The sequence below is a fragment of the Convivina praedatoris genome, assembly GCF_933208495.1.
Taxonomy (GTDB): Bacteria; Bacillota; Bacilli; order Lactobacillales; family Lactobacillaceae; genus Convivina; species Convivina praedatoris.
Genome location: NZ_CAKOET010000004.1, coordinates 39,582 through 60,976, shown reverse-complemented (window position 1 = coordinate 60,976; position 21,395 = coordinate 39,582). Strand labels below are relative to the sequence as shown.

Genomic DNA, 21,395 nt, shown 5'->3' with positions numbered 1-21,395 from the left:
TCAGTTATGACAGCAGTTATTCGGCCGATTTATTTGCAACAATCACGTTTAAAAAAGGTTTGGGAAAATTTTCTAACTGCTCGTGGGGTTGATAATTTTGTGCCCGAGGAGTTAGCTCAAATAGAGATTACTTTGGGGATGTATGACGAGTCGGAAAACTTAGTCGGTACAGGTTCCATTGCCAACGAAGTAATCAAATACATCGCAGTATGTGATAAGGGGAGTGACCAAAAGGGAGCTCGTTTTAACACTTTGATTACGGCCTTATTAAATCAAATGGCCCAATGGGGACGCTTTCATGCTTTTGTTTTCACCAAGCCAGAATATCGGGTTAGTTTCGAACACGTTGGGTTTAAAAGCCTAGCAGATAGTCCAACCGGTGTCATATTAGAACGAGGAACGCCCAATATTGATGATTACCTAGCTAATTTACCTCAGGCACCCCAACAGGCTCAAAATATTGCTAGTATTGTGATGAATGCGAATCCCTTTACCAAGGGCCATCGTTACTTAGTAGAACAGGCCGCTCAAGCCAATGATTTTGTTTATGTCTTTGTGGTTAATCAGGATGCCTCACTCTTTACAACCCAAGAACGAATGGACTTAGTTATCGCTGGTTGTGCTGATTTATCAAATGTAGTGGTTGTTAATGGTGGCGATTATATGGTTAGTTTCTTGAGCTTTCCATCGTATTTCATTAAGAATCCGGATCAAGTGATTGGCTATCAGACAACTTTGGATGCACGATTATTTAAAAATAACATTGCGCCAGCTTTGCGGATTGATCGTCGCTATCTGGGCAGTGAGCCACAATCTCATACAACTAATATTTATAACGAAACGTTGCAAAAAGAATTGCCACCGGCAGTCGATGTGATTATCGTGCCCCGTTTGGCAGCAGATGGCAATCAAGCAACTGTCTCCGCCCGGGACGTTCGGCAGGCCATTGCTCAGGGCAATCAAGCTGGTTGGGAAAACCTTGTACCAGCTACCACTGGGCAATTTATCACCGGACACTTAGCCCAATTACAGGCGCGAATTGAGAAAGGACAGCAGATTAATGGAAATTAAGAAAACCGCTATGGCGGGAACATTAGAATCCTCAGATATCCAAATTATGCTGAGCCAAGGTAGTAATGGCTTAGAATTTGATTTGGTTTCTGATGTCGCTAAACAGTTTGGAAAGGCTATTCAAGCCACCATTACTGATGTATTGAATACCTATGATATCCATGATGCCAAGGTTAAAGTTGTTGACAAGGGGGCCTTGGATATGGTGGTTAAGGCTCGAGCAATTACGGTTGTACAACGGGCCTTGGACATGGCTGATGAGCCAGATTGGAAGGTGATTTAATGGTTGCTGAAGAACGTTTACGTCGGACAATGATGTTTGTGCCCGGTAATAACCCGGCTATGGTCAAAGATGCTGGAATTTTCGGTGCTGATTCAATCATGTTTGATTTGGAAGATGCTGTGTCAATTACCGAAAAAGACGCTGCCCGCTATCTAGTTTATGAAGCTTTAAAAACTGTTGATTATGGTAATGCTGAATTGGTCGTTCGAATCAACGGTTTGGACACACCTTTTTATGAAAATGATATTAAGGCCATGGTTAAGGCTAATATTGATGTCATTCGTTTGCCTAAAGTTGAATCCGCTGAAATGATTAAAGAGTTGGAGCAGTTAGTTGAATCTGCCGAAAAGGAATTCGGTCGTGAAGTTGGTTCAACTCACTTGATGGCAGCGATTGAATCAGCTCAGGGTGTTGTAAACGCCAATGAAATTGCGGCTGCTTCAGATCGGATGATTGGTATCGCTCTTTCAGCTGAAGATTACACCACTGACATGAAGACTCATCGTTACCCTGATGGTCAAGAATTGCTATATGCCCGTAATGTAATTTTACATGCTGCCCGAGCAGCTGGCATTGCCGCCTTTGATACGGTCTTTACTAATTTGGATGATACTGAAGGTTTCTATCGTGAAACACGCTTGATTCACCAACTTGGTTTTGATGGTAAGTCTTTGATTAATCCTCGCCAAATCGCGATGGTTAACGAAGTTTATCAACCAACTGCTAAGGAAATTTTGAATGCTCAAAACGTGATTGCTGCCATTGAGGAAGCCCGTCGTAAGGGTTCTGGTGTTATCGCTATGAATGGTCAGATGGTTGATCGACCAGTCGTTTTGCGGGCAGAACGTGTAATGCGGTTAGCTAAGGCTAACAATTTAGTGGATTCGGAGGGAAACTACATTGAAAAATAAAGTGAATCGCGAAATACCAGATGAAATTTTAGCCAGCACTGGTTACAAGCCCTTTGAAAGCGTTGAATATGGTCACCAAGTTAACCAACGCGTGGCACCGAAAGTTCAAGCAACCACTGGTCCAAATAAGGTTGTTGAATCAATTGATAAAATTGTGGAAGAAACTGTCCGCGATGGCATGACGATTTCATTCCACCATCATTTCCGTGAGGGAGACTTTGTTTTCAACATGGTAATGCGTAGTATTATTGACCATGGCCTAAAGGACCTAACACTTGCGCCTTCTTCTTTGACCAATGTTATGAATGATATTGTGGTTGAAGCTATTGAAAAAGGGGTTGTTACCAACATTACTTCTTCAGGAATGCGTGGTAGTTTAGGAGATGTTGTCTCTCACGGTGCCTTGAAGAATCCCGTAATTTTCCGTTCGCATGGTGGTCGTGCCCGAGCCATTGAAAATGGTGATATCAAGATTGACGTGGCTTTCTTGGGTGTACCAAACGCCGATGAAATGGGAAATGCTAACGGAATGAATGGTGAGACTGCCTTTGGTTCTTTGGGTTATGCTTTGATGGATGCCCAATATGCCAATACTTTGGTCTTGATTACTGATGATTTGAAGCCTTATCCAAATACTCCAGCCTCAATTAAGCAAACGCAAGTTGATTATGTTGTTAAGGTCGACAAGGTTGGTGATCCGGATAAAATCGGTTCAGGTGCCACTCGTTTTACTAAGGATCCTAAAGAACTTCAAATCGCTAAGATGGTAAATGATGTCATCATCCATTCACCGTACTTTAAGGAAGGCTTCTCATTCCAGACTGGTTCAGGTGGAGCAGCTTTGGCGGTTACGCGTTTCTTGCGTCAAGCCATGTTGGATAATCACATTACAGCTTCCTTTGCTTTGGGTGGTATTACCAAGCCAACCATTGATTTGTTGGAAGAAGGTCTTGTTAAAAAGATTATGGATGTCCAAGACTTTGATAAGGGCGCTGCTTTTTCAATGAAGTCTAACCCTAATCAACAAGAAATCGATGCTTCTTGGTATGCTGATCCAGCTAACAAGGGGGCAATGGTTGATAAGTTGGACGTTGCTATTTTGTCAGCTTTGGAAATTGATACCAAGTTCAATGTTAATGTTATGTCAGGGTCAGATGGTGTTATTCGTGGTGCCATTGGTGGCCATCAAGATGCTGCTACCGCTAAGTTGACAATTATTTCAGCTCCATTGGTTCGTGGTCGAATTGCGACTATCGTGCCAGATGTGACCACTGTAATTACACCAGGTGATTCAATTGATGTAGTCGTGACTGAAATTGGATTAGCCATTAATCCTAAGCGTACTGACTTGATCGAAGCTCTCTCGAAGGTACCTGGTTTGCCAATCTATACGATTGAAGAACTGCAAGAACGGGCCCAAAAGATTGTGGGAACCCCAGAACCATTGCAGTTTACTGATCGAGTAGTTGCTTTGGCAGAATATCGTGATGGTACTTTGATTGATGTCATTAAGCAAGTCAAAGATTAATTGTTATTGATGCAACAGTCGGGCCATTTAGTGGCCTGGGTACATAATTTTATAGGATGTTTATGAATATTTTTTCTAAGGGCAAATCCACTGATTTAAGTGCTGTTTTATTACAGCGTGAAAAGCGGAGTCATTATCAAAATCAATTAGAACAGCGCTATCCTAATAAGATTGTCATCAGCTTTAAGTTAAATATTCCGGGTCCGATTAAAAATAACGATTATTTGGCACGTATTTTTCAAACCGGATGGCGAGTTTTACTGAGTCAGTTGACTGGCCAAGTGATTGAACATAGTCGGATGGAAGCCAACTTAAATACTGGGCCGGAAGCCTTTTTGGTGGTTACAGGTAACTTATCTGCGCTAAAACAATTGACCATTAAATTTGAAGATAATTTTCCACTGGGGCGTTTGTTTGATGTGGATTTGATGGCTGGTCAGGATGAAAAATATCAACTATCACGTCAAGATTTGGGCTTTGCGCCTCGGACCTGTTTGATTTGTAATCAAGATGCTAAAAGTTGTATTAAAATCCAGCGCCATTCCTTGATGGAGGCTTACCAGGTCATCAACAGTCTTTATGCTAATTACTACCAAGAGAACTTTTATTTATTTAACTGGGGAGAGGATACAGTTATCAATGCGGCTTTGACGGCTCTACTGGATGAGGTGACCGTGACCCCTAAACCAGGTTTGGTTGATCCCGCTAGTAATGGTTCTCATCAGGATATGACGGCTTTTACCTTTATTGAAAGTAGTTTGGCCTTAAGGCCGTACTTTGTCCAAGCTTTTGAGCTGGGACATAATTTTCAAGGAACGGATTTAACAAGTTTATTTGAACAAGTCCGCCAAGCTGGTATACAGGCGGAACAGGCGATGTATTTAGCAACGCAGGGCGTTAACACCCATAAGGGTTTAATTTTTTCCTTAGGTATTATGATTGCGGCTTTAGCCCAGATTACTCGGACTGGACCAAGTCATGCTGGTAAATTACGTCAGACCATTCAGGCGATGACCGCTAATTTGGTAGCAACTGATTTGCAGCAGGGCTTAGCAGAGCAAAAAGCTTTGACCGCTGGTCAGCAGCAATATCAGCGTTATCAATTGACTGGTATTCGGGGAGAGGCAGCCCAGGCCTTTCCGATGGTTTTTGAATTGGCGCTACCATTTTTAGGTCAGGCAACCGGTGCTGATAATCAACGTTATTTAGATACTTTAATGCTAATTGCTGGTCAATTAGCTGATTCAACGCTAATAAAAAGGGCTGGAAGCCCAGCAATTTTAGCAGAAATGCGGGCATGGTCGGCTGAATATTTTGCTTTAGGAGGCAGTCAGCGTGAAGCTGGCCGTACTTTCTTGGCTAACCTAGATCAAGACTTTATTAAACGTAATTTAAGCCTAGGCGGGGCTGCCGATACTTTGGTCTTAACCATCTTTTTGGCTCGTTTACAAGGAGTAGTATGATGCGTTTTAAAACAAACGATGGCGTATCCTTGTCCTATCAAGATACCGGTGGGACGGGAACAGTTTTAATTTTTGGGGCTGGTTTTTCTGGTACACAGTTGGAATGGCAGGAGCAAGTTGAATTTTTTAGTCAACAGGGTTATCGAGTGGTGACAATGGATTGGCGTAGCCATGGTCAGTCGACACGAACCAGCAAAAATTTACGCATTAGTCGCTTAGCCGCTGATTTAGAAGAATTAATAACCTACTTACAACTGGATCAGGTGGTCTTGATTGGACATTCGATGGGTGCTAGTGTTATCTGGGCCTATCTGTCCTTGTTTGGGCAAGCTAAAATCAAAGCAGTCGTGGCAGTTGACGAATCACCGCAGTTATTAAATGCACCAGATTGGCCAAATGGTTTGTTTGATATTAGTTGGGAGAATTTACCACTGTTGGCGCCAACTATTATGCATCATAAAATGACCGTCTTGCCAGTGGGTGCCGATTTAAAGAAACAATTGATTGAGCAAAAAAAATTGCATCCCTTCAATGAGGACTTGGTTTATCCGTTGCTAGTGAATCATTTGTGTCAGGACTGGCGTGGAACCTTGTATGATGTGACGCTGCCTCAGTTATTTATGGTAGGGGGGCAATCACCACTGTGGCGGACTGGCTATCAAGAGGCGATTAAGCCCTTGTTAAACAGCGATTCGAGGATGGTGTTAGTGCCAACTAGTGGGCATTTAATTCATTTAGAGTGTCCAGCTGTTTTTGATGAAGAAGTGGTTAGATTTTTACAGTTAATAAAGTTATAATAGTTGTTCTTTTTTGCACATTTATGTGATAAAATGAGCGACGTGTATAACTTATATGCTGTGTCATTAGGAGGAAAATATGACGGATAATCAGGAGGCTCAGAGCGGGTTTAAGGCGCTTTTGAGCAAATGGGATAAAATTCGGGTCAGTGGCATTGGTCTAGTTGCATATTTCTTGATGGGTATATTGCTCATTATTGCGATTAGATATAACGTCTTACCCAAGACCATGATTGGGGCGATTTTTGCCCTAGTATTAATGGGGCACATTTTGTACTACTTGGGAGCGAACTTACCAATTTTTCGTTCTTATCTAGGTGGTGGGGCGGTTTTCACTATCCTAGGGGCTGCTATTTTGGCCACAACCGGTGTCGTACCACATTCAGTAGTAGTTACGGCTTCAACCTTTGTTAATAAGATGGATTTCTTGGGACTATATATCGTCTCATTGATTGCTTCTTCGATTTTTAAAATGGATCGTAAGGAACTGCTAAAAGCTGCCGTTCGATTCTTGCCAGTGGCCTTCATTTCAATGGCTGTGACTGGATTGGTAGTCGGCTTAGTAGGTATGCTAATCGGCGCTGGCTTTAACCACTCGATTTTGTATGTATCATTGCCAATTATGTCTGGTGGTGTGGGTGCTGGAATCGTACCTATGTCTGGTATTTATGCCAAGGCCTTGGGCGTTTCAGCCAATGGGATTTTGTCACAGCTTTTCCCAGCCGTTGTTTTGGGTAACTTGTTAGCCATTATCAGTGCTGGTTTGATTTCTAAGTTATTTGCTAATAGTAAGTATAATGGTCACGGGGAAATCCTAAATGACCTAGAAAGTCAGCAAAAAAAGCCAGCTGCTGAATTGGTACCCGATTACATGCAGATGGGTGTTGGAATGATGGTTTCAATCTCTTTCTTCATGTTGGGTACAATTTTGAATAAGGTCGTGCCTGGTGTTAATGCCTATGCCTTTATTATCTTGTTGATTGTGCTGGCTAAGGCTGCTGGTATTTTACCTAAGTATTATGAAGATGCCACTGTTATGTTTGGTCAATTAATTGTTAAGAACATGACGCATGCCTTGTTGACTGGGGTTGGACTATCCTTGTTGGACGTACACCAGTTGATGAGCGCCTTGAACTGGCAGTTTGTGGTCCTTTGCTTAACTAGTATTATTACTATTTCACTTGCTAGTGGTTTCTTGGGTAAGCTCTTTGGCCTATATCCAGTTGAGTCAGTGATTGCTGCTGGTCTTGCTAACAACAGTATGGGTGGCACAGGAAATGTTTCAGTTTTGGCTGCTTCCGACCGGATGAACTTGATTGCCTTTGCTCAGATGGGAAACCGAATTGGTGGAGCCTTGGTACTGGTTGTTTCGGGAATCTTAGTTGCTCTAATGCATTAAAACAAAAAACAGCTGTGGCTGTTTTTTTATTTTTAGATTAAAGTTTTATTCACAAGCTAAAGTATTAAAATGGAAGTAAAGGTTGGTAATAAAGTAGAAAGAGATTAATGTAATGATCGAAGAAAACAAAACTAATGATCAGTTCGCTCAGTTACCGTTAGACGAATTTTATCAAGCAGTCGACAGTAGCCCTACTGGTTTAAATGCTAATCAGGTTCAGCAGCAGCGCAGTAAATACGGCCCTAATGTTATTACAGCGACTAAAACTGGTAATCGTTTATGGAAGTTTTTTAAAAATTTCACGAGCCTGATGGCGGGTTTGCTCTGGGTGAGTGGTTTTATTGCGATTTTTGCCAAGATGCCTGAATTAGGGATTGCCATTTGGACCGTTAATATTATTAATGGGCTTTTTAGTTACTGGCAGGAAGATCAAGCTCAAAAAGCTTCGGATGCCTTGAAAAAAATGTTACCTACTCAGGCGACCGTTATTCGGGATGGGAAGTCGGTTCAAATTGATACGGCTGACATTGTACCGGGAGATCTTATAGTAATTGCCGCTGGGAATAGTATTTCGGCTGATGCTAGGATTATTAGTTCTGATTCTTTTCAGGTTGATGAATCAGCGTTGACCGGTGAGTCTGATTTGCGTGATAAAAAAGCGACCTATCACCGTGGTTCCGGTCGTTTCGATGAGGATAATATCATTTTTGCTGGAACCGTGGCTAGTTCTGGTAATGCACAAGCAGTTGCTTTAAAGACAGGGATGAATACTGAATTTGGTAAGATTGCCCGTTTGACACAAAGCCAAACGTCTAAGCCATCTCCCTTGGAAATAGAGTTAAACCGTCTAACTCGTCAATTATCCATGATTGCTATTTTGATTGGGATTTCTTTCTTCTTAACGGCTGTTTTTATTGTTCATTATCCGGTAGTCCAGTCCTTTATTTTTGCCTTAGGGATGGTTGTGGCCTTTATTCCTGAAGGTCTGCTACCAACGGTTACCCTGTCGTTGGCCCAAGGGGTTCAACGGATGGCCAAAAAACATGCGCTGGTTAAAAATTTGAATAGCGTGGAAACTCTAGGAGAAACAACGGTCATTGCTTCGGATAAAACTGGTACTTTAACACAAAATCAAATGACGATTAATCACATTTGGTTGCCAGATCAGGTTTATGCGGTTAGTGGCGAAGGCTATGTGGACAATGGTCAAGTATTGGATCAGGGACAAGTTGTAAAACCTGGACAAAATCCAGATCTAGATTTGTTAATGCAGGCGATTGCTTTAAATAATGACACAACGGTTAAGCCAATCAGTCAACCAGGTGGACAGGCTCAAATTGTAGGGACGCCTACTGAGGCCGGCTTGGTCATCTTAACTGAAAAATATCAGCTGGCTAGCGCCACTCTCAAAGACGCTAATCCACGACTGAAGACTTTGGCCTTTGATTCAGATCGTAAGCGGATGTCAACAATTAACCAAGCTAGTAATGGAAAATTGACCCTGTACACCAAGGGGGCCTTGGATGGTATTTTAGCCATTAGTCAATCAATTTTAGTTGATGGGCAGGTGCGGGCAATTACGACCAATGATATCCAAAAAATTCAGGCGGCTAATGAGCTATATGCGGCCCAAGGTTTGCGGGCTTTAGCAATTGCAGTGCGTGATTTGCCCGCTGAAACTAGCCAAAATCTAGCTGATTGTACCATTGCTAATACTGAAAAAGATTTAACCTTTGTTGGGCTAACCATTATGGCTGATCCTCCTCGACCAGAAATTTATGAAGCCGTGAAAAAGGCTCATCAGGCTCAAATTCGAATTATCATGGTGACTGGGGACGGACCAATTACGGCGAAAAGTATCGCGGTTAAAATTGGTTTGGTTTCTGATCAGGCCCGTGTGATTACTGGCGATGAGTTAACGGCCATGTCAGATGAGAATTTGCGTCAGGCTGTTAAGGGCGAAGTTATCTTTGCTCGGGTTGCTCCTGAGCAAAAATATCGAATTGTGAAGGCCAATCAAGCCAATGGCGAAATTGTGGCTTCAACTGGCGATGGGGTTAACGATGCCCCAGCCCTAAAGCAGGCCGATATCGGGATTGCCATGGGGGCCACTGGAACAGATGTTGCCAAAGATGCCGCCGACATGATTTTAACCGATGATAATTTTGCTTCAATTATTGCTGCGATTGAAGAGGGGCGGACTGTTTATAGTAATATTCAAAAGTTTTTGCTTTATATTTTGAATAGCAATGTGCCAGAGGCTTTTCCATCAGTGTTATTTCTCTTTTCTGGCGGTTTTATCCCACTTCCCTTGACGGTTATGCAGATTCTAACCATTGATTTGGGGACTGATATGCTGCCAGCGCTAGGGCTTGGCTCGGAGAAGAGTGAACCAGGCGTTATGCAGCAACCCCCTCGTTCTCGTTCAGCCCACTTACTTAATAAATCAATTATCTGGAAAGCCTTTGGTCTGTATGGTTTAATAGCTTCTTTGATATCGACGGCGGCTTATTTCTTTGTTAACTATGCCTATGGTTGGCCAAAACACGCTTTAGCTAGTTCTGGCGCCATTTATGCTGAAGCAACGACGATTACCTTGGCGGCGATTGTCTTTTGTCAGGTAGCAGCTGCCATTAATGCGCGGACTAAATATACGTCAGTCTTCAAGATTGGTATTTTTAGTAATCGTCATATTATTACTGGGCTTGTCTTTGAGATTGCCTTAATCTCGTTAATTATTTACTTACCATTCTTACAGTCAGTCTTTAATACTCATGCACTAGGATTACAAGAGTGGCTATTCCTGCTAGCTATTCCGATTCCTTTGATTTTGTTGGAAGAATTACGAAAGTGGATTGTTCGCAAGTACTACCTAAAACTTAATCAAAATTAAAAAAAGCACTTCATTTGGAGGGCTTTTCTTGAGAAATTGTTTGGCTGGTCAAGCGGAGGGTGGCAAAGGCGGTCGTGATTTGACTGTCTTGTTCATAAATTTTAACTTGCCAAGTTTGGAGTCGGTAGCCTAAATGCAGTGGGATTGCTTGGGCGATTAAAGTTCCCCAGCTGACTGCTTGTAACTGGTTAACATTTAAATCAACACCCACGGCGGCTTCCTTAGTACGTTGATTTGCTTGTAAAACAGCATTAGCACCCAGGCTAGCTGCTTCTTCGGCCAAAAGGGCGTTGATCCCGCCATGAACCACGCCGTAAGGCTGTTGAACAGCGGACGTGATTGGTAATTTTAGTTCAACTAATTTGGGACTGACTTTAATAATTTTAATACCTAGAGCAGTGGCAACAGACATATTTTTCTCTTTCTAGGGTTGAGCGCCCATTTAAACATGCTTTAATGAAAAATGTTAGAATAAAACTATTATCAATTATATTAACTTTCTTTGAAAATTAACGCAAAAGTGAGGACAAACAATGACCACGGTTGAATGGACACCGATTAAAGAATATGCCGAAATTTTATTTGAGCGAACGGGCAAGATTGCTAAAATTACAATTAATCGTCCTGAAAAGCGCAATGCCTTTACGCCGGTAACGGTATCAGAAATGATTGATGCTTTTAATTTTTGTCGTGATGATGCTAGCATTGGCGTTATTATTTTGACCGGTGCCGGTGATTTGGCCTTTTCTTCCGGTGGCGATCAATCAATTCGGGGAAATGGGGGATATTTAGGACCAGACCAAATTCCGCGTTTGAACGTTTTGGATTTGCAACGCCTAATTCGGATTATTCCTAAGCCCGTGATTGCCATGGTACGTGGTTGGTCTGTTGGTGGTGGGAATGTCTTGCAGCTAGTATGTGATTTAACGGTGGCTGCTGATAACGCTCAATTTGGCCAAACTGGTCCAATGGTTGGTTCCTTTGATGCAGGTTATGGTTCGGCTTATTTAGCTCGGGTGATTGGGCATAAGCGAGCCAAAGAGGTATGGTTCTTAGATGAATTCTATTCTGCTCAAGAAGCCCTAGAAATGGGTTGGATTAATCGTGTGGTACCTTTGGCTGAGGTCGAAACAGCGACCTTGGAGTGGGCGAACAAATTATTGAAAAAGTCACCCACGGCCTTGCGTTTTATCAAGGCTGCGATGAACGCTGATACTGATGGCGTGGCCGGTTTGCAGCAGTTAGCTGGTGATGCCACCATGCTCTTTTACACGACGGATGAAGGGAAGGAAGGGCGGAATGCCTTTTTGGAAAAACGTAATCCTGATTTTGGTCAATTCCCAACTTTCCCTTAAAAGTGTGTTATTAGAATCTCTGGCCAATGTGGCGGAGATTTTTTAGTTAGGAAATATTCATGGAAAACTGGTTACATAAACAAGCTGATTTGAAACCGAATCAATTAGCTTTAATTGCTGATAATAAACAGTATAGCTTTGCGCAATTAGAACAGATTGTGATTGAACGAGCTCAACAATTAATAAGTATCTTAGATAAGAATCCGCGAGTTGGAGTCTTAACTACGAATTGTTTGGCTGGCTATGTAACAATTTTGGCTCTACAACAGTTAGGCCGGCAGTTGGTCTTATTAAACCGTCGTTTGGCTAAACCGGAACTAGAGGATCAAATTGAACAAGCAAAGCTGACTCAAATTGTCCAAGATGATGCTTTTGATATCAATTTAAACGGAACGCAGCAATTTTCTTTTAAGAATCTAAGCCAATTAGAGGGGCAGCCAGCAGAGATTTTGGCTGATTTTAACGAGGACCAGGTTACTTCCATCATGTTTACTTCGGGGACAACTGGTCGGCCAAAGGGAGTTCAACAAAGCTTTGGCAATCATTTTTATTCAGCCATGGGATCAGTTTTGAACTTGGGGTTGTTACCAGATGACTGTTGGCTGGCAGCTGTACCGATTTTTCATATTAGTGGCTTTTCGATTATGATGCGATCCTTGATTTATGGCATACCGGTTCGATTATATGATCACTTTGATGCCCATCAGATTAATGCGGATTTGCTAGCTGGCCGAGGAACGATTATTTCCCTAGTACCAGTTATGTTAGAAAAAATGTTGGCGGATTTACCAAGAAATCAGTCTTATCCAACCAGCTTTCGCCAAGTTTTACTCGGTGGCGGACCGGTTAGACAAGAGACCTTGGTTGCTAGTCAAGCTCGTGGTATCTCAATTACTCAGTGTTATGGCATGACCGAAACTGCTTCTCAAATCATTGCTTTGAGCCCCCGCGATGCCCAAAGAAAATTAGGTTCGGTCGGTAAACCGCTTTTTCCAGTTAGCTTGCGAATTGTCCAACAAGATGGTGAGGGTCTTGGCCAATTAGAAGTCAAAGCGCCTAATATTGCGGTCGGCTATTTGAATCAAGCCGATAAATATCAGGCTAGTTTTGATGACGGTTGGTTTAAAACCGGTGATTTAGGTTGGCAGGATGATGAGGGATTCATCTATATTAAAGGTCGGCAGGGGGATATGATCTCATCAGGTGGAGAAAATGTCTTTCCCCAGGAAATCGAAGCCGTCTATCGTAATTTACCAGAAGTTGAAGATATTGTCGTGGTCGGTGTGCCAGATACCCAGTGGGGCAGGGTGCCGGTGGCCTTGGTTAAATTTAAGTTAGATGCCTTTTTATCGGCGGCTGACTTAAGAAATTATGGTCGAGAACAATTGGCCCACTATAAGGTACCCCGTGATTTTGTTGAATATTCAAATGATTGGCCTAGAACGGCCAGTGGTAAAATTCAGCGTTATCGCTTAGTGACTGAATATCAAAATATGAAAAAAGCGCCCCAGTGAGGGCGTTTTTTAGTGGCTAGAAGATGGATTATACACCTAAAATTTGATTTTTCTTAGTTTCAAAATCTTCTTTGGTGATAACACCATCGTTTAAGAGTTGTTTGAGTTTTAGGAGCTCATTGTAACTGGTAGTACAGCTGTCGTGGTTTTGGGGTGTTTGCTTGTTTAACATGTTTTCTATGTGAACCATTCTTTCTTATTGTAACTAAAATATTAAAGATACGGTGTGAGAAGGTCACGTTGTAAAAAATAATATTTTGAAGTTTTGATACTTGATCTCTATGTAGGCCCCGCGGGGCTTTTTATTTATTTCTACCGATGAATTTGATATCAGTAAGTGTTCCTGACGGAAGTAGCGTGATGACTAACTGGACGAGACTTACTAGCCCGGGTGCAATGAATGTTTCATAACTGTTTCCATGGGAGTAGAAAGAAGTTCCCAATCCTACTGCAAAGATAATCCAAACTAGAATCTCATTTAAACCAGTATCACGGTACCGGCGAATAGATAATGACCAACTAGGAATTAAAATAGATAACCAAAATATGAGACTAATTAATCCCCAAATAATTAGGGTAACTGGAAATTGCCCAATAAATTCAAAAAATGTATTGGTGTCGTTAATATCCTTACTGCCGGAACTGACTGCTATAACAGCTAGGATAGTAGTGATAATAATCCAAATTACAGTAGTAATGGCAGCCCAAAGAGCCATCCACCAGTATTCTGCTCTTGTAGCGGTCCCCATAAACTTGACATAGTTCTTCCAAAAGTTCTTAAATGCCTGTGTCATTGAGATCATACAATACCTCTCTATTTGATGCCTTTTAACGTGAATGCGGCACGTATGTAGGCCCCGTGGGACTTTTTATTTAGTTCAAATTAATCTTAAACGCACCATCTGTGTCCTTAGAAGATTCGTTATATACAAGCGCTAATTTACTTTCTGGCGAAGTCTCGCCCATAGTTTACCGGTAACACTAGCATTAGATCCAATGAACCACTATGATGTTTTTCAACGCTAGTTGGACCACTGATAGTACCATCAGGTTGTTTACCATTTTTATCAATAGCAAAGTAAGTAGGGTTATAATCTGTCTTACTATCTGATTTGTTTGTAGTAGTAATATTAACGATTACATATTTTTACCGTTATCAGGCTTTGTATATTGGGCACCATCAATTATATCAACTTTGTTGACCTTATATTCAGCGTTCTCATAAGCAACAGTATCTCCGACATGATATGTTTTTATATCTTTTTTGATTTGCTTGAACTATCAGTAGACCTGTTAATCTGATCAGTAGCCTTATTCAAAGCGTGAGAATAGGTGAACTGAGTGCCTAATGCTACTGTTAAAAAAGTGATAGAAATAACGCAAGCAAAATCAGCAGTAGTACTAGTGCTGATTAATACTAGTGAAATAGAAGCTTCAGCTATAATAGTTCCAATCATAGCTAGAGCTAGTGTCTTCTTGTTCTTTCTATTAATGAATAGTGCAATAATCCCCCAAATTAAAGCTACTATTCCAAAGAAGAAAGCAACGTTCCTAATAATTGGAATCCATGACAAAGCGAAGGTATTTGCAACCAAATCAACGATTGAAGTCGACATCGCAAAAATCGGAATCCATGACAAAGCTAAGCCAATTCCACCAAATACAATTGTTAAAACTCCTAGAAACTTACGTTCATCTTGTTTCAAATCCTTTCTCCCAACAGCTTTTAATGTTAATCAGTCAATTGGACATTCATTCAAATATTGAAATGATTAGCAATGTATTCAATTTATTTTTAGGCCAGCATATTTTTTAATGGCCAATGTTTATCACAGTTGTTAAATTCATAAAATTAGTACGAGCACGCTCGTGAACTATTGTATATAGTCGTTGTTAATCTAATGGATGGGGCTTGATTTAATTAGTAGTGTAGTTACAAAAAATTCAATATAAATGCAGCAACTATACATTCTTTTATGTTTATTTTCACATATGATTTATAATCTTTCAATCGTCATTATGGTGTATAATATCTATATTCTAGGAAAGGGGGTGATACGATTTGTTAGAATTTAATACTCAACAGATCGTGTCGCCCTTGTAAAGGAAACAAGGGCGACACAGATCTGATGGCCTCGGCCACGGAAAGTGTCTGCGAATATTGTTCGCAGTCCGGACGTATCGACAAAGTCGGTACGTTTTTTATTATGAGAATAAAATTAAAAAATAAGTATTGACTAATTAAATTCTAATTTATATAATGAAGTCATCATAAAAAAACAAGCAGGGGGAATTGTTATGTCAACATTTAAAGTAGTGTCATCAACTAAGTCAATCAACCTCTTGCTCAGCTTGCTCGGTAACTCCTAGTAAGTTGGTTTTTGTGCCGGTTGCTAGGAATTCAATTCTTAGCAGCTGGTTAGGTAGCTTAAATTTTTTGCCCTAACAAGTTCGCTTGTTAGGGCTTTTTTCATGGTAAGGGTAAGAAAAAGGAGCAACAGATGGATAATACACGACAACCAGTAACTGAAAACATTGATATTAAGGATTTTGAAGAAGCGACTAAGACTGCTATCGGGTCTGTTGCACCTAAAAAAGAATCAGTGCGTGAAATCGTTTATAACGTTTCGGCCGCAGTTTCCAATGCCATTTTGGTGACTTTGGGGATGGGATTGTTGCTGCAAACTATCGCCGGTTTTATTCACTGGGCACCAATGATTCAATTGGGTGCGATTACTAAAATAATGTTGCCAGCGGCCTTTGGCGCTGCGATTGCCTCACAAATGAAGTCCAATACGATGGTCATGTTTTCAGCGATGGCCGCTTCAACGGTTGGTGCCAATGCCGTTTTTTTCACTAGTCAAAGCTTAAAAGCGGTAACGGCGACTGGTTTTGCTGGCACTCAGATTCCTGGATCAGCAATTATGACCACCGGACAGCCGATTTCAGCGGTAATGGCCGGCTTGATTGCCGTTTTGTTTGGTAACTGGTTAAGTGGGAAAACACCCTTGGACATGGTGATTGTCCCGGCATTGACGACGATTGTTGGGACGGTTGCTGGTTATTATTTAGCAATTGTTACGACGCCCATCTTGGTTAGCATGGGGGAGATGATTACCGCTAGCGTCAATGTCAATCCGATTCTAGGCACTGCCTGTGTGGCGATGGTCTTTGGGGCAATGACGATGACACCGGCTTCAGCCGCTGCTTTAGCAGTAGCAATTGGTGCTACAGGGGTGACTTCCTCAGCTGCATCGGGTGCAATTTTGATTGGAACTACGGCTGTTTTTGTTAGTTATCCAGCAATGTCATTCCAAGAAAACAAAATTGGAGCAACGATTGCCCAAGGAATTGTGACCCCTAAAATTCAGTTCCCTAACATTATTAAAAATCCAATGTTATTAATTCCACCAATGATTGGCGCAGCGATTGCCGCACCGATGGCAACCATCATGTTCCATGTCTCTGTACCGTTTGCAATGGCTGGGATTGGCTTTAACTCTTTCATTGTTCCTTTAGCTTTATTTGGTAAGAGTATGAACATGTTTATTGCCTATATGGCCTGTGGTGTAGCGATTCCAGTGATAGTTTCCTTTATTGCCTATCGGATTATGCGTAAGATTGGCTGGATTAAGTCGGGGGCTTTGCACTTAGAAATGATTTGATTTTCACAAATTGTTTGACAATTAAAAATAAGTGTTTTATCATAAATATATTATTTAAGTGAAGAAAAGATAAGTATTTGATGAAAGTTGCCTAGCGAGCTGATGATTGGTGCAATTCAGCCAACTAACATCTTAGAAAATGGTCTTGGAGCTTTTAGTTTTGTGAGTTGCAATTGTGTAGCAAGCAGAACTCGGGAACGCCCGTTATCGCGGACAGGTATCGCTGTAAAGCTGTACTTAATGAGTGGGTGACAGTGATGTCACTTTAAAACTGGGTGGTAACGCGACCATTATTCGTCCCGGGGATTTCTTCTAGAAGTCCTCGGGTTTTTTATTGGTTGTAATTATCAAGGAAGAGCAATGAGGAGAAAAAATATGGCAAAACACGTAGTATTACAAACGGACTTTGGTTTAAATGATGGGGCAGTTTCGACCATGTATGGGGTGGCGGACCAAGTTGACCACAATCTGCAGGTGGCTGATTTAACCCATGGGATTACCCCCTTTAATATTTTTGAAGCTTCCTTCCGTCTAGCCCAGACGGTTAAATACTGGCGTCCAGGAACTGTATTTGTATCAGTAGTTGATCCAGGTGTTGGTTCAAAACGCCTGTCTTTAGTCGCAAAGCTTAATACCGGACACTTTGTGGTAACTCCTGATAATGGGACTTTAACTCATCTAAATAATTTGTATGGCATTGAAGCAGTACGGGTAATTGATGAGTCCATTGATCGTTTACCTGGTTCAGAAAAATCTTCAACCTTCCATGGTCGTGATATCTACGTTTATAACGGTGCTCGTTTGGCTGCTGGACAAATTCAGTTTGAAGATGTGGGCGCAGTACTACCGGTAGAAAAAATCGTGACCTTACCACTAAATCTACCTCAGGTAACCGATGGGGTCTTGAAAGCTAACATTGATATTACCGATGTCAACTTTGGTTCGCTTTGGACTAACATTAGTCAGGAATTATGGGATGATCAGTTAAAGGCTCAATACGGTCAAATTTATCGCATTCGCGTTTATCATGAAAACGTCTTGCAACACGAAGAAGTTCTCCCATATGTCAAAACTTTTGCAGACGTTAAGCCTGGGGAATCACTCCTTTACATTAATTCCGTTTATACTTTAGGAGTAGCCATTCGTATGGGAAGTTTTGCTGGTGAAAATCACGTCTCAGCCGGTCAAAATTGGACAATTGAAATTGAAAAGGAGCGATAAGGATGAAAAAAAATAAGCTATCGACACGGAGTGTGGTTGCAATTGGAATTGGGGCGGCAGTATTTCTGATTCTCTTTAAATTTATTGCCATTCCGACTGGAATTCCCAATACCCAGGTCAATGTGGCCCAATCTTGGCTGTCATTGTTGACGGTAATTTTTGGTCCGTTAGTTGGTTTTCTAGTCGCAGTAATTGGTCATAGCTTAAACGATGCCATTTCTTATGGTTCGATTTGGTGGTCTTGGGTGATTGCGGATGGTATTTATGCTTTGATTTTTGGTTTGCTCATTAAAAAAGCCCAATTATTACAAGGAAAATTAACAACGCGTAAAGCTTGGTACTTCAACTTAGGGCAAGCGGGAGCCAATATCGTTGCTTGGACGGTAGTCGCCCCAGTTCTTGATATTTTCATTTATAGCGAACCAGCCAACAAAGTAATTGTGCAGGGATTACTGAGTACTGTGATTAACATTATTTCAACTGCTGTAATTGGCACCGCTTTACTGGGCATTTATACGAAAAATAAAGTTCAAAAAGGGCACCTAGTTAAAGAAGATTGAGTAAATAAGGACGAAGGGAAAAATGATGGTAGCAGCGGCATTAGAATTTAAAGGAGTTACTTTCAAATACGATGTTCAGCAAAATTCAACGCTGGAAAATATTTCCCTGACGATTCCAAAGGGGAGTCGGACACTAATTGTTGGCCCTTCGGGCTCCGGAAAAAGCACCCTGGCAGCTTTGCTGAATGGTGTTATTCCAAATTCGGAGCCCGGTGAAGTACAGGGCGAAATTTACATTGACGGACATTTAAGTAATAAAGATAGTATTTTTGATCGGTCTTTAAAGATTGGCACAGTTTTACAAAATCCAGATACGCAGTTTGTCGGGATGACGGTAGCTGAAGATATTGCTTTTGTCTTGGAAAATGATAACGACAGCCATGATCAGCTGGTTACTAAGGTAAAAGAATGGGCACAGCGTTTACGTTTGGAAGAATTATTAGATTTAGCGCCGCAGGTATTGTCAGGTGGTCAAAAACAACGCGTTGCTATGGCTGGGGTTTTAGCCGGCGACAGCCCCATCTTGCTCTTTGATGAACCTTTGGCCAGTTTGGATTCGGCCAGTGGACAGGCAATGTTGACCCTGTTAGATGAGTTACAGGCAGAGTTGGGATTGACCGTTGTAATTATTGAACATCGAGTTGAAGATGTTTTGCGACACACTGTTGATCAAGTTGTAGTACTCCAAGAGGGAGAAGTTGCCTATCAAGGATCGGCAGCTGAATTACTAAAACGGTCAATTTTGCCAGATTATGGGTTAGCTAATCCCAAGTATATTCAATCCTTACAAGATTTAGGTTATCCTTTAGACGAGTTAGAACAGATTGATGATGTTCAAAAGGTCACCGGTCCTAATCTTAAAAACTATCTGGAGCGGGATTTAGCTCGCCAAATGAGCCAGTCGGTCGAGACAACTAGTCCGATTCTTACTATTAAAGATTTGAGCTATCAATATCAAAATCATACCGTCTTTAGCAATATTAACTTTACTTTACACCAAGGAGAATGGTTATCCTTGGTAGGGTCTAACGGTGCTGGTAAGTCGACTTTAAGTCGCTTACTAGCTGGATTTTTACCAATGCAAACGGGTGAAATTAGGTTAAATCAGGAGCCAGAAGTTGATTTAAGTCAGGTGACTTTGAAGGAACGGGCCGATTATATCGGTTATGTTGCCCAAAATCCGGTTGAAATGTTGATTGAAACAACGGTCTTTGGTGAAGTTGCGGCTGGTTTACGACTACGCGGAGTTGATGATAATAAAATTACTGCCGAAGTTCAGGAATATTTAAAATGGGCCAACCTATATGAGATTCGTAATTGGCCAGTTAATGTTTTGAGTTTTGGTCAAAAAAAGCGTTTATCAATTTTAAGTGTTGCCATTTTACAACCTAAAATTTTGATTTTAGATGAACCCACGGCTGGTCAAGATTATCAACACGCTCAACAATTAATGACCCTGCTACAAAAGTTAAATCAATCCGGAATGACGATTGTGATGGTGACCCATGACGTCAATATTATGCAAGAATGGACCAGTCGTGTCCTGGCTTTCCATCAGGGAAGACTAATCGCTGATACGACTCCGGGAGAACTGTTAGCTAATCAAGAGTTGGTAGCCCTCGCTGAGTTGTGTCAGCCAACTGACTATATTTTGGCCCAACGTTTGGGTGTAACCGTTGGAAAGGGGGGAAAACGTGGATAATTTATTTGGTTATCAAACCGGACAAACCGTCTTTCATCGTTTAACTGGCAGTGCGAAGTTAATTATTTTCTTACTATTAACGATTAGTGGCGTGCTGAGTTTTGATATTCGGTATTTACTTCTCTTAACGGTAATCGCCTTATTGGGCTTATGGCAGGCTCAAATCAGTTGGCAGCAAATTCGAGTCATTGTGATTTTGACAGTTATTTTTGCCCTGTTAAATCTAATTTTGATCTATGTTTTTGCTCCCCAGTACGGGGTGCATTTATTTGGTAGTCAGCACTTTATTTTGAGCAGTGGACCTTACGCTTTGACCCAAGAGCAGTTACTCTATGAAGCCATGGTTTTGTTAAAGTACTTGTTTAGCTTGCCACTAGCTTTGATTTTCTTATTTACCACTAACCCCAGTCAGTTTTCCGCCGGTTTAAATCGGATTGGGGTGCCGTATTCCGTGGCCTACGCCGTTACGATTACTTTGCGCTATATTCCTAATACTCAACGCCAATTTTTCATGATTAAAAAGGTCCAAGAGGCCCGTGGTTATAATATTTCTAAAAAATCATCCTGGACACAAAAGATTACCGGGGTGGTTAGAATTTTAACCACTTTAATTTTTTCTACTCTAGATCAAATTGATGAAGTTACCCAGGCCATGGAACTACGGCGCTTTGGTAAAGGGAAAAAACGTTCTTGGTACTATGAACAATCCTTTGGTAAACTAGATGCCATTGCCTTAATATTAGCTTTAGGATTCTTAGTATTAGGAATTGGCCTAATGATGATTAACCATAGTCGTTATTGGAACCCCTTTTCATAATTAATTATTTTTAAGAAAGTACTTGTAATCTGAAAAATACGTGGTAGTATAATGAGTAATTAATAATAAAACGTTGATTAAGAAGTAGTAAACTTATCAGACAAGTCAGTGAAATGTTGGTTAGTGTGAAACATTCTTGTTAGAAAGTTGAACGTATCTTATGAGTGTATGCGTCAAACACATGCTGGATGCTCCCATTACCGAGCCAACGATTGT

The 21,395-nt window shown here is 41.3% G+C and carries 19 protein-coding genes and 2 other annotated features (1 of these 21 only partly in view); of the genes, 15 read left to right on the top strand and 4 right to left on the bottom strand.

What is annotated here, in order from left to right; genetic code table 11:
• Window positions 1–6 precede the first annotated feature (6 nt).
• The 8 genes from citC to M4974_RS04660 all read left to right on the top strand — a co-directional run bounded on the left by citC (window position 7) and on the right by M4974_RS04660 (window position 10,345).
• Complete coding sequence (gene citC / locus M4974_RS04695; RefSeq protein WP_248706401.1) at window positions 7–1,071, top strand: [citrate (pro-3S)-lyase] ligase; 1,065 nt, start codon at window positions 7–9, stop codon at window positions 1,069–1,071.
• Window positions 1,061–1,354, top strand: coding sequence for a citrate lyase acyl carrier protein (gene citD, locus M4974_RS04690; RefSeq protein WP_089937759.1), 294 nt, complete (start codon window positions 1,061–1,063; stop codon window positions 1,352–1,354). Before citC ends, citD begins: the two co-directional genes overlap by 11 nt.
• Window positions 1,354–2,265, top strand: coding sequence for a citrate (pro-3S)-lyase subunit beta (citE, locus tag M4974_RS04685; RefSeq protein WP_248706402.1), 912 nt, complete (start codon window positions 1,354–1,356; stop codon window positions 2,263–2,265). The genes citD and citE overlap by 1 nt, the downstream gene beginning before the upstream one ends.
• On the top strand, window positions 2,255–3,793 hold the full coding sequence (gene citF, locus M4974_RS04680) for a citrate lyase subunit alpha (protein WP_248706403.1): 1,539 nt from the start codon (window positions 2,255–2,257) through the stop codon (window positions 3,791–3,793). The genes citE and citF overlap by 11 nt, the downstream gene beginning before the upstream one ends.
• Before the next feature lie 62 nt (window positions 3,794–3,855).
• Window positions 3,856–5,256, top strand: coding sequence for a triphosphoribosyl-dephospho-CoA synthase CitG (gene citG / locus M4974_RS04675; protein WP_248706404.1), 1,401 nt, complete (start codon window positions 3,856–3,858; stop codon window positions 5,254–5,256).
• Complete coding sequence (locus M4974_RS04670) at window positions 5,256–6,053, top strand: alpha/beta fold hydrolase (RefSeq protein ID WP_248706405.1); 798 nt, start codon at window positions 5,256–5,258, stop codon at window positions 6,051–6,053. Before citG ends, M4974_RS04670 begins: the two co-directional genes overlap by 1 nt.
• A gap of 79 nt (window positions 6,054–6,132) precedes the next feature.
• Window positions 6,133–7,452, top strand: coding sequence for a 2-hydroxycarboxylate transporter family protein (locus tag M4974_RS04665; protein WP_248706406.1), 1,320 nt, complete (start codon window positions 6,133–6,135; stop codon window positions 7,450–7,452).
• 112 nt (window positions 7,453–7,564) lie between these two features.
• The gene (locus tag M4974_RS04660; RefSeq protein ID WP_248715792.1) at window positions 7,565–10,345 is read left to right on the top strand and encodes a cation-translocating P-type ATPase; all 2,781 of its coding nucleotides are present in this window, start codon (window positions 7,565–7,567) and stop codon (window positions 10,343–10,345) included.
• A 10-nt stretch (window positions 10,346–10,355) separates the two neighbouring features.
• On the opposite strand, the gene M4974_RS04655 is transcribed toward M4974_RS04660, so the two are convergent.
• On the bottom strand, window positions 10,356–10,757 hold the full coding sequence (locus M4974_RS04655; RefSeq protein ID WP_248706408.1) for a PaaI family thioesterase: 402 nt from the start codon (window positions 10,755–10,757) through the stop codon (window positions 10,356–10,358).
• 121 nt (window positions 10,758–10,878) lie between these two features.
• Here M4974_RS04655 and menB point away from each other — a divergent pair, with 121 nt between their 5' ends.
• Together menB and M4974_RS04645 are read left to right on the top strand one after the other, a co-directional pair.
• Complete coding sequence (gene menB / locus M4974_RS04650) at window positions 10,879–11,700, top strand: 1,4-dihydroxy-2-naphthoyl-CoA synthase (RefSeq protein WP_248706409.1); 822 nt, start codon at window positions 10,879–10,881, stop codon at window positions 11,698–11,700.
• 59 nt (window positions 11,701–11,759) lie between these two features.
• A complete protein-coding gene (locus M4974_RS04645; RefSeq protein ID WP_248706410.1) occupies window positions 11,760–13,214 on the top strand; it encodes an o-succinylbenzoate--CoA ligase in 1,455 nt (484 codons plus the stop codon).
• 28 nt (window positions 13,215–13,242) lie between these two features.
• On the opposite strand, the gene M4974_RS07905 is transcribed toward M4974_RS04645, so the two are convergent.
• The 3 genes from M4974_RS07905 to M4974_RS04635 form a co-directional block, all read right to left on the bottom strand.
• Window positions 13,243–13,386 carry an SHOCT domain-containing protein gene (locus M4974_RS07905; protein ID WP_353961322.1) on the bottom strand — a complete coding sequence of 48 codons (144 nt, stop codon included), beginning with the start codon at window positions 13,384–13,386 and terminating at the stop codon, window positions 13,243–13,245.
• Window positions 13,387–13,516: 130 nt separating this feature from the next.
• Entirely contained in the window at window positions 13,517–14,017 is a 501-nt protein-coding gene (locus tag M4974_RS04640; protein WP_248706411.1) for a DUF805 domain-containing protein, read from the bottom strand.
• A 450-nt stretch (window positions 14,018–14,467) separates the two neighbouring features.
• On the bottom strand, window positions 14,468–14,920 hold the full coding sequence (locus tag M4974_RS04635) for a hypothetical protein (protein WP_248706412.1): 453 nt from the start codon (window positions 14,918–14,920) through the stop codon (window positions 14,468–14,470).
• A gap of 795 nt (window positions 14,921–15,715) precedes the next feature.
• On the opposite strand from M4974_RS04635, the gene M4974_RS04630 reads away from it, so the two are divergent.
• From M4974_RS04630 to M4974_RS04610, 5 genes are all read left to right on the top strand, one after another.
• Window positions 15,716–16,879 carry a PTS transporter subunit IIC gene (locus tag M4974_RS04630; protein WP_248706413.1) on the top strand — a complete coding sequence of 388 codons (1,164 nt, stop codon included), beginning with the start codon at window positions 15,716–15,718 and terminating at the stop codon, window positions 16,877–16,879.
• Between the two features lie 52 nt (window positions 16,880–16,931).
• Window positions 16,932–17,184, top strand: a binding site (T-box leader).
• A 70-nt stretch (window positions 17,185–17,254) separates the two neighbouring features.
• Window positions 17,255–18,100, top strand: coding sequence for an SAM hydrolase/SAM-dependent halogenase family protein (locus M4974_RS04625; RefSeq protein WP_248706414.1), 846 nt, complete (start codon window positions 17,255–17,257; stop codon window positions 18,098–18,100).
• A 2-nt stretch (window positions 18,101–18,102) separates the two neighbouring features.
• Window positions 18,103–18,660 carry an ECF-type riboflavin transporter substrate-binding protein gene (locus tag M4974_RS04620; protein WP_248706415.1) on the top strand — a complete coding sequence of 186 codons (558 nt, stop codon included), beginning with the start codon at window positions 18,103–18,105 and terminating at the stop codon, window positions 18,658–18,660.
• 22 nt (window positions 18,661–18,682) lie between these two features.
• A complete protein-coding gene (locus M4974_RS04615; RefSeq protein WP_248706416.1) occupies window positions 18,683–20,362 on the top strand; it encodes an ABC transporter ATP-binding protein in 1,680 nt (559 codons plus the stop codon).
• The gene (locus tag M4974_RS04610; RefSeq protein ID WP_248706417.1) at window positions 20,355–21,179 is read left to right on the top strand and encodes an energy-coupling factor transporter transmembrane component T family protein; all 825 of its coding nucleotides are present in this window, start codon (window positions 20,355–20,357) and stop codon (window positions 21,177–21,179) included. Before M4974_RS04615 ends, M4974_RS04610 begins: the two co-directional genes overlap by 8 nt.
• A gap of 64 nt (window positions 21,180–21,243) precedes the next feature.
• Window positions 21,244–21,395 (top strand) — a binding site (T-box leader); it runs 67 nt beyond the window's last position.

Excerpts from the sequence above, each read along its gene's own strand:
- citE (WP_248706402.1), top strand. The coding sequence starts at position 1,354 with ATGGTTGCTGAAGAACGTTTACGTCGGACAATGATGTTTGTGCCCGGT.
- M4974_RS04670 (WP_248706405.1), top strand. The coding sequence starts at position 5,256 with ATGCGTTTTAAAACAAACGATGGCGTATCCTTGTCCTATCAAGATACC.
- menB (WP_248706409.1), top strand. The coding sequence starts at position 10,879 with ATGACCACGGTTGAATGGACACCGATTAAAGAATATGCCGAAATTTTA.
- M4974_RS07905 (WP_353961322.1), bottom strand. The coding sequence starts at position 13,386 with ATGTTAAACAAGCAAACACCCCAAAACCACGACAGCTGTACTACCAGT.
- M4974_RS04630 (WP_248706413.1), top strand. The coding sequence starts at position 15,716 with ATGGATAATACACGACAACCAGTAACTGAAAACATTGATATTAAGGAT.
- M4974_RS04655 (WP_248706408.1), bottom strand. The coding sequence starts at position 10,757 with ATGTCTGTTGCCACTGCTCTAGGTATTAAAATTATTAAAGTCAGTCCC.
- M4974_RS04640 (WP_248706411.1), bottom strand. The coding sequence starts at position 14,017 with ATGATCTCAATGACACAGGCATTTAAGAACTTTTGGAAGAACTATGTC.
- M4974_RS04615 (WP_248706416.1), top strand. The coding sequence starts at position 18,683 with ATGATGGTAGCAGCGGCATTAGAATTTAAAGGAGTTACTTTCAAATAC.
- citD (WP_089937759.1), top strand. The coding sequence starts at position 1,061 with ATGGAAATTAAGAAAACCGCTATGGCGGGAACATTAGAATCCTCAGAT.
- citG (WP_248706404.1), top strand. The coding sequence starts at position 3,856 with ATGAATATTTTTTCTAAGGGCAAATCCACTGATTTAAGTGCTGTTTTA.
- M4974_RS04665 (WP_248706406.1), top strand. The coding sequence starts at position 6,133 with ATGACGGATAATCAGGAGGCTCAGAGCGGGTTTAAGGCGCTTTTGAGC.
- M4974_RS04660 (WP_248715792.1), top strand. The coding sequence starts at position 7,565 with ATGATCGAAGAAAACAAAACTAATGATCAGTTCGCTCAGTTACCGTTA.
- M4974_RS04620 (WP_248706415.1), top strand. The coding sequence starts at position 18,103 with ATGAAAAAAAATAAGCTATCGACACGGAGTGTGGTTGCAATTGGAATT.
- citC (WP_248706401.1), top strand. The coding sequence starts at position 7 with ATGACAGCAGTTATTCGGCCGATTTATTTGCAACAATCACGTTTAAAA.
- M4974_RS04645 (WP_248706410.1), top strand. The coding sequence starts at position 11,760 with ATGGAAAACTGGTTACATAAACAAGCTGATTTGAAACCGAATCAATTA.
- M4974_RS04625 (WP_248706414.1), top strand. The coding sequence starts at position 17,255 with ATGGCAAAACACGTAGTATTACAAACGGACTTTGGTTTAAATGATGGG.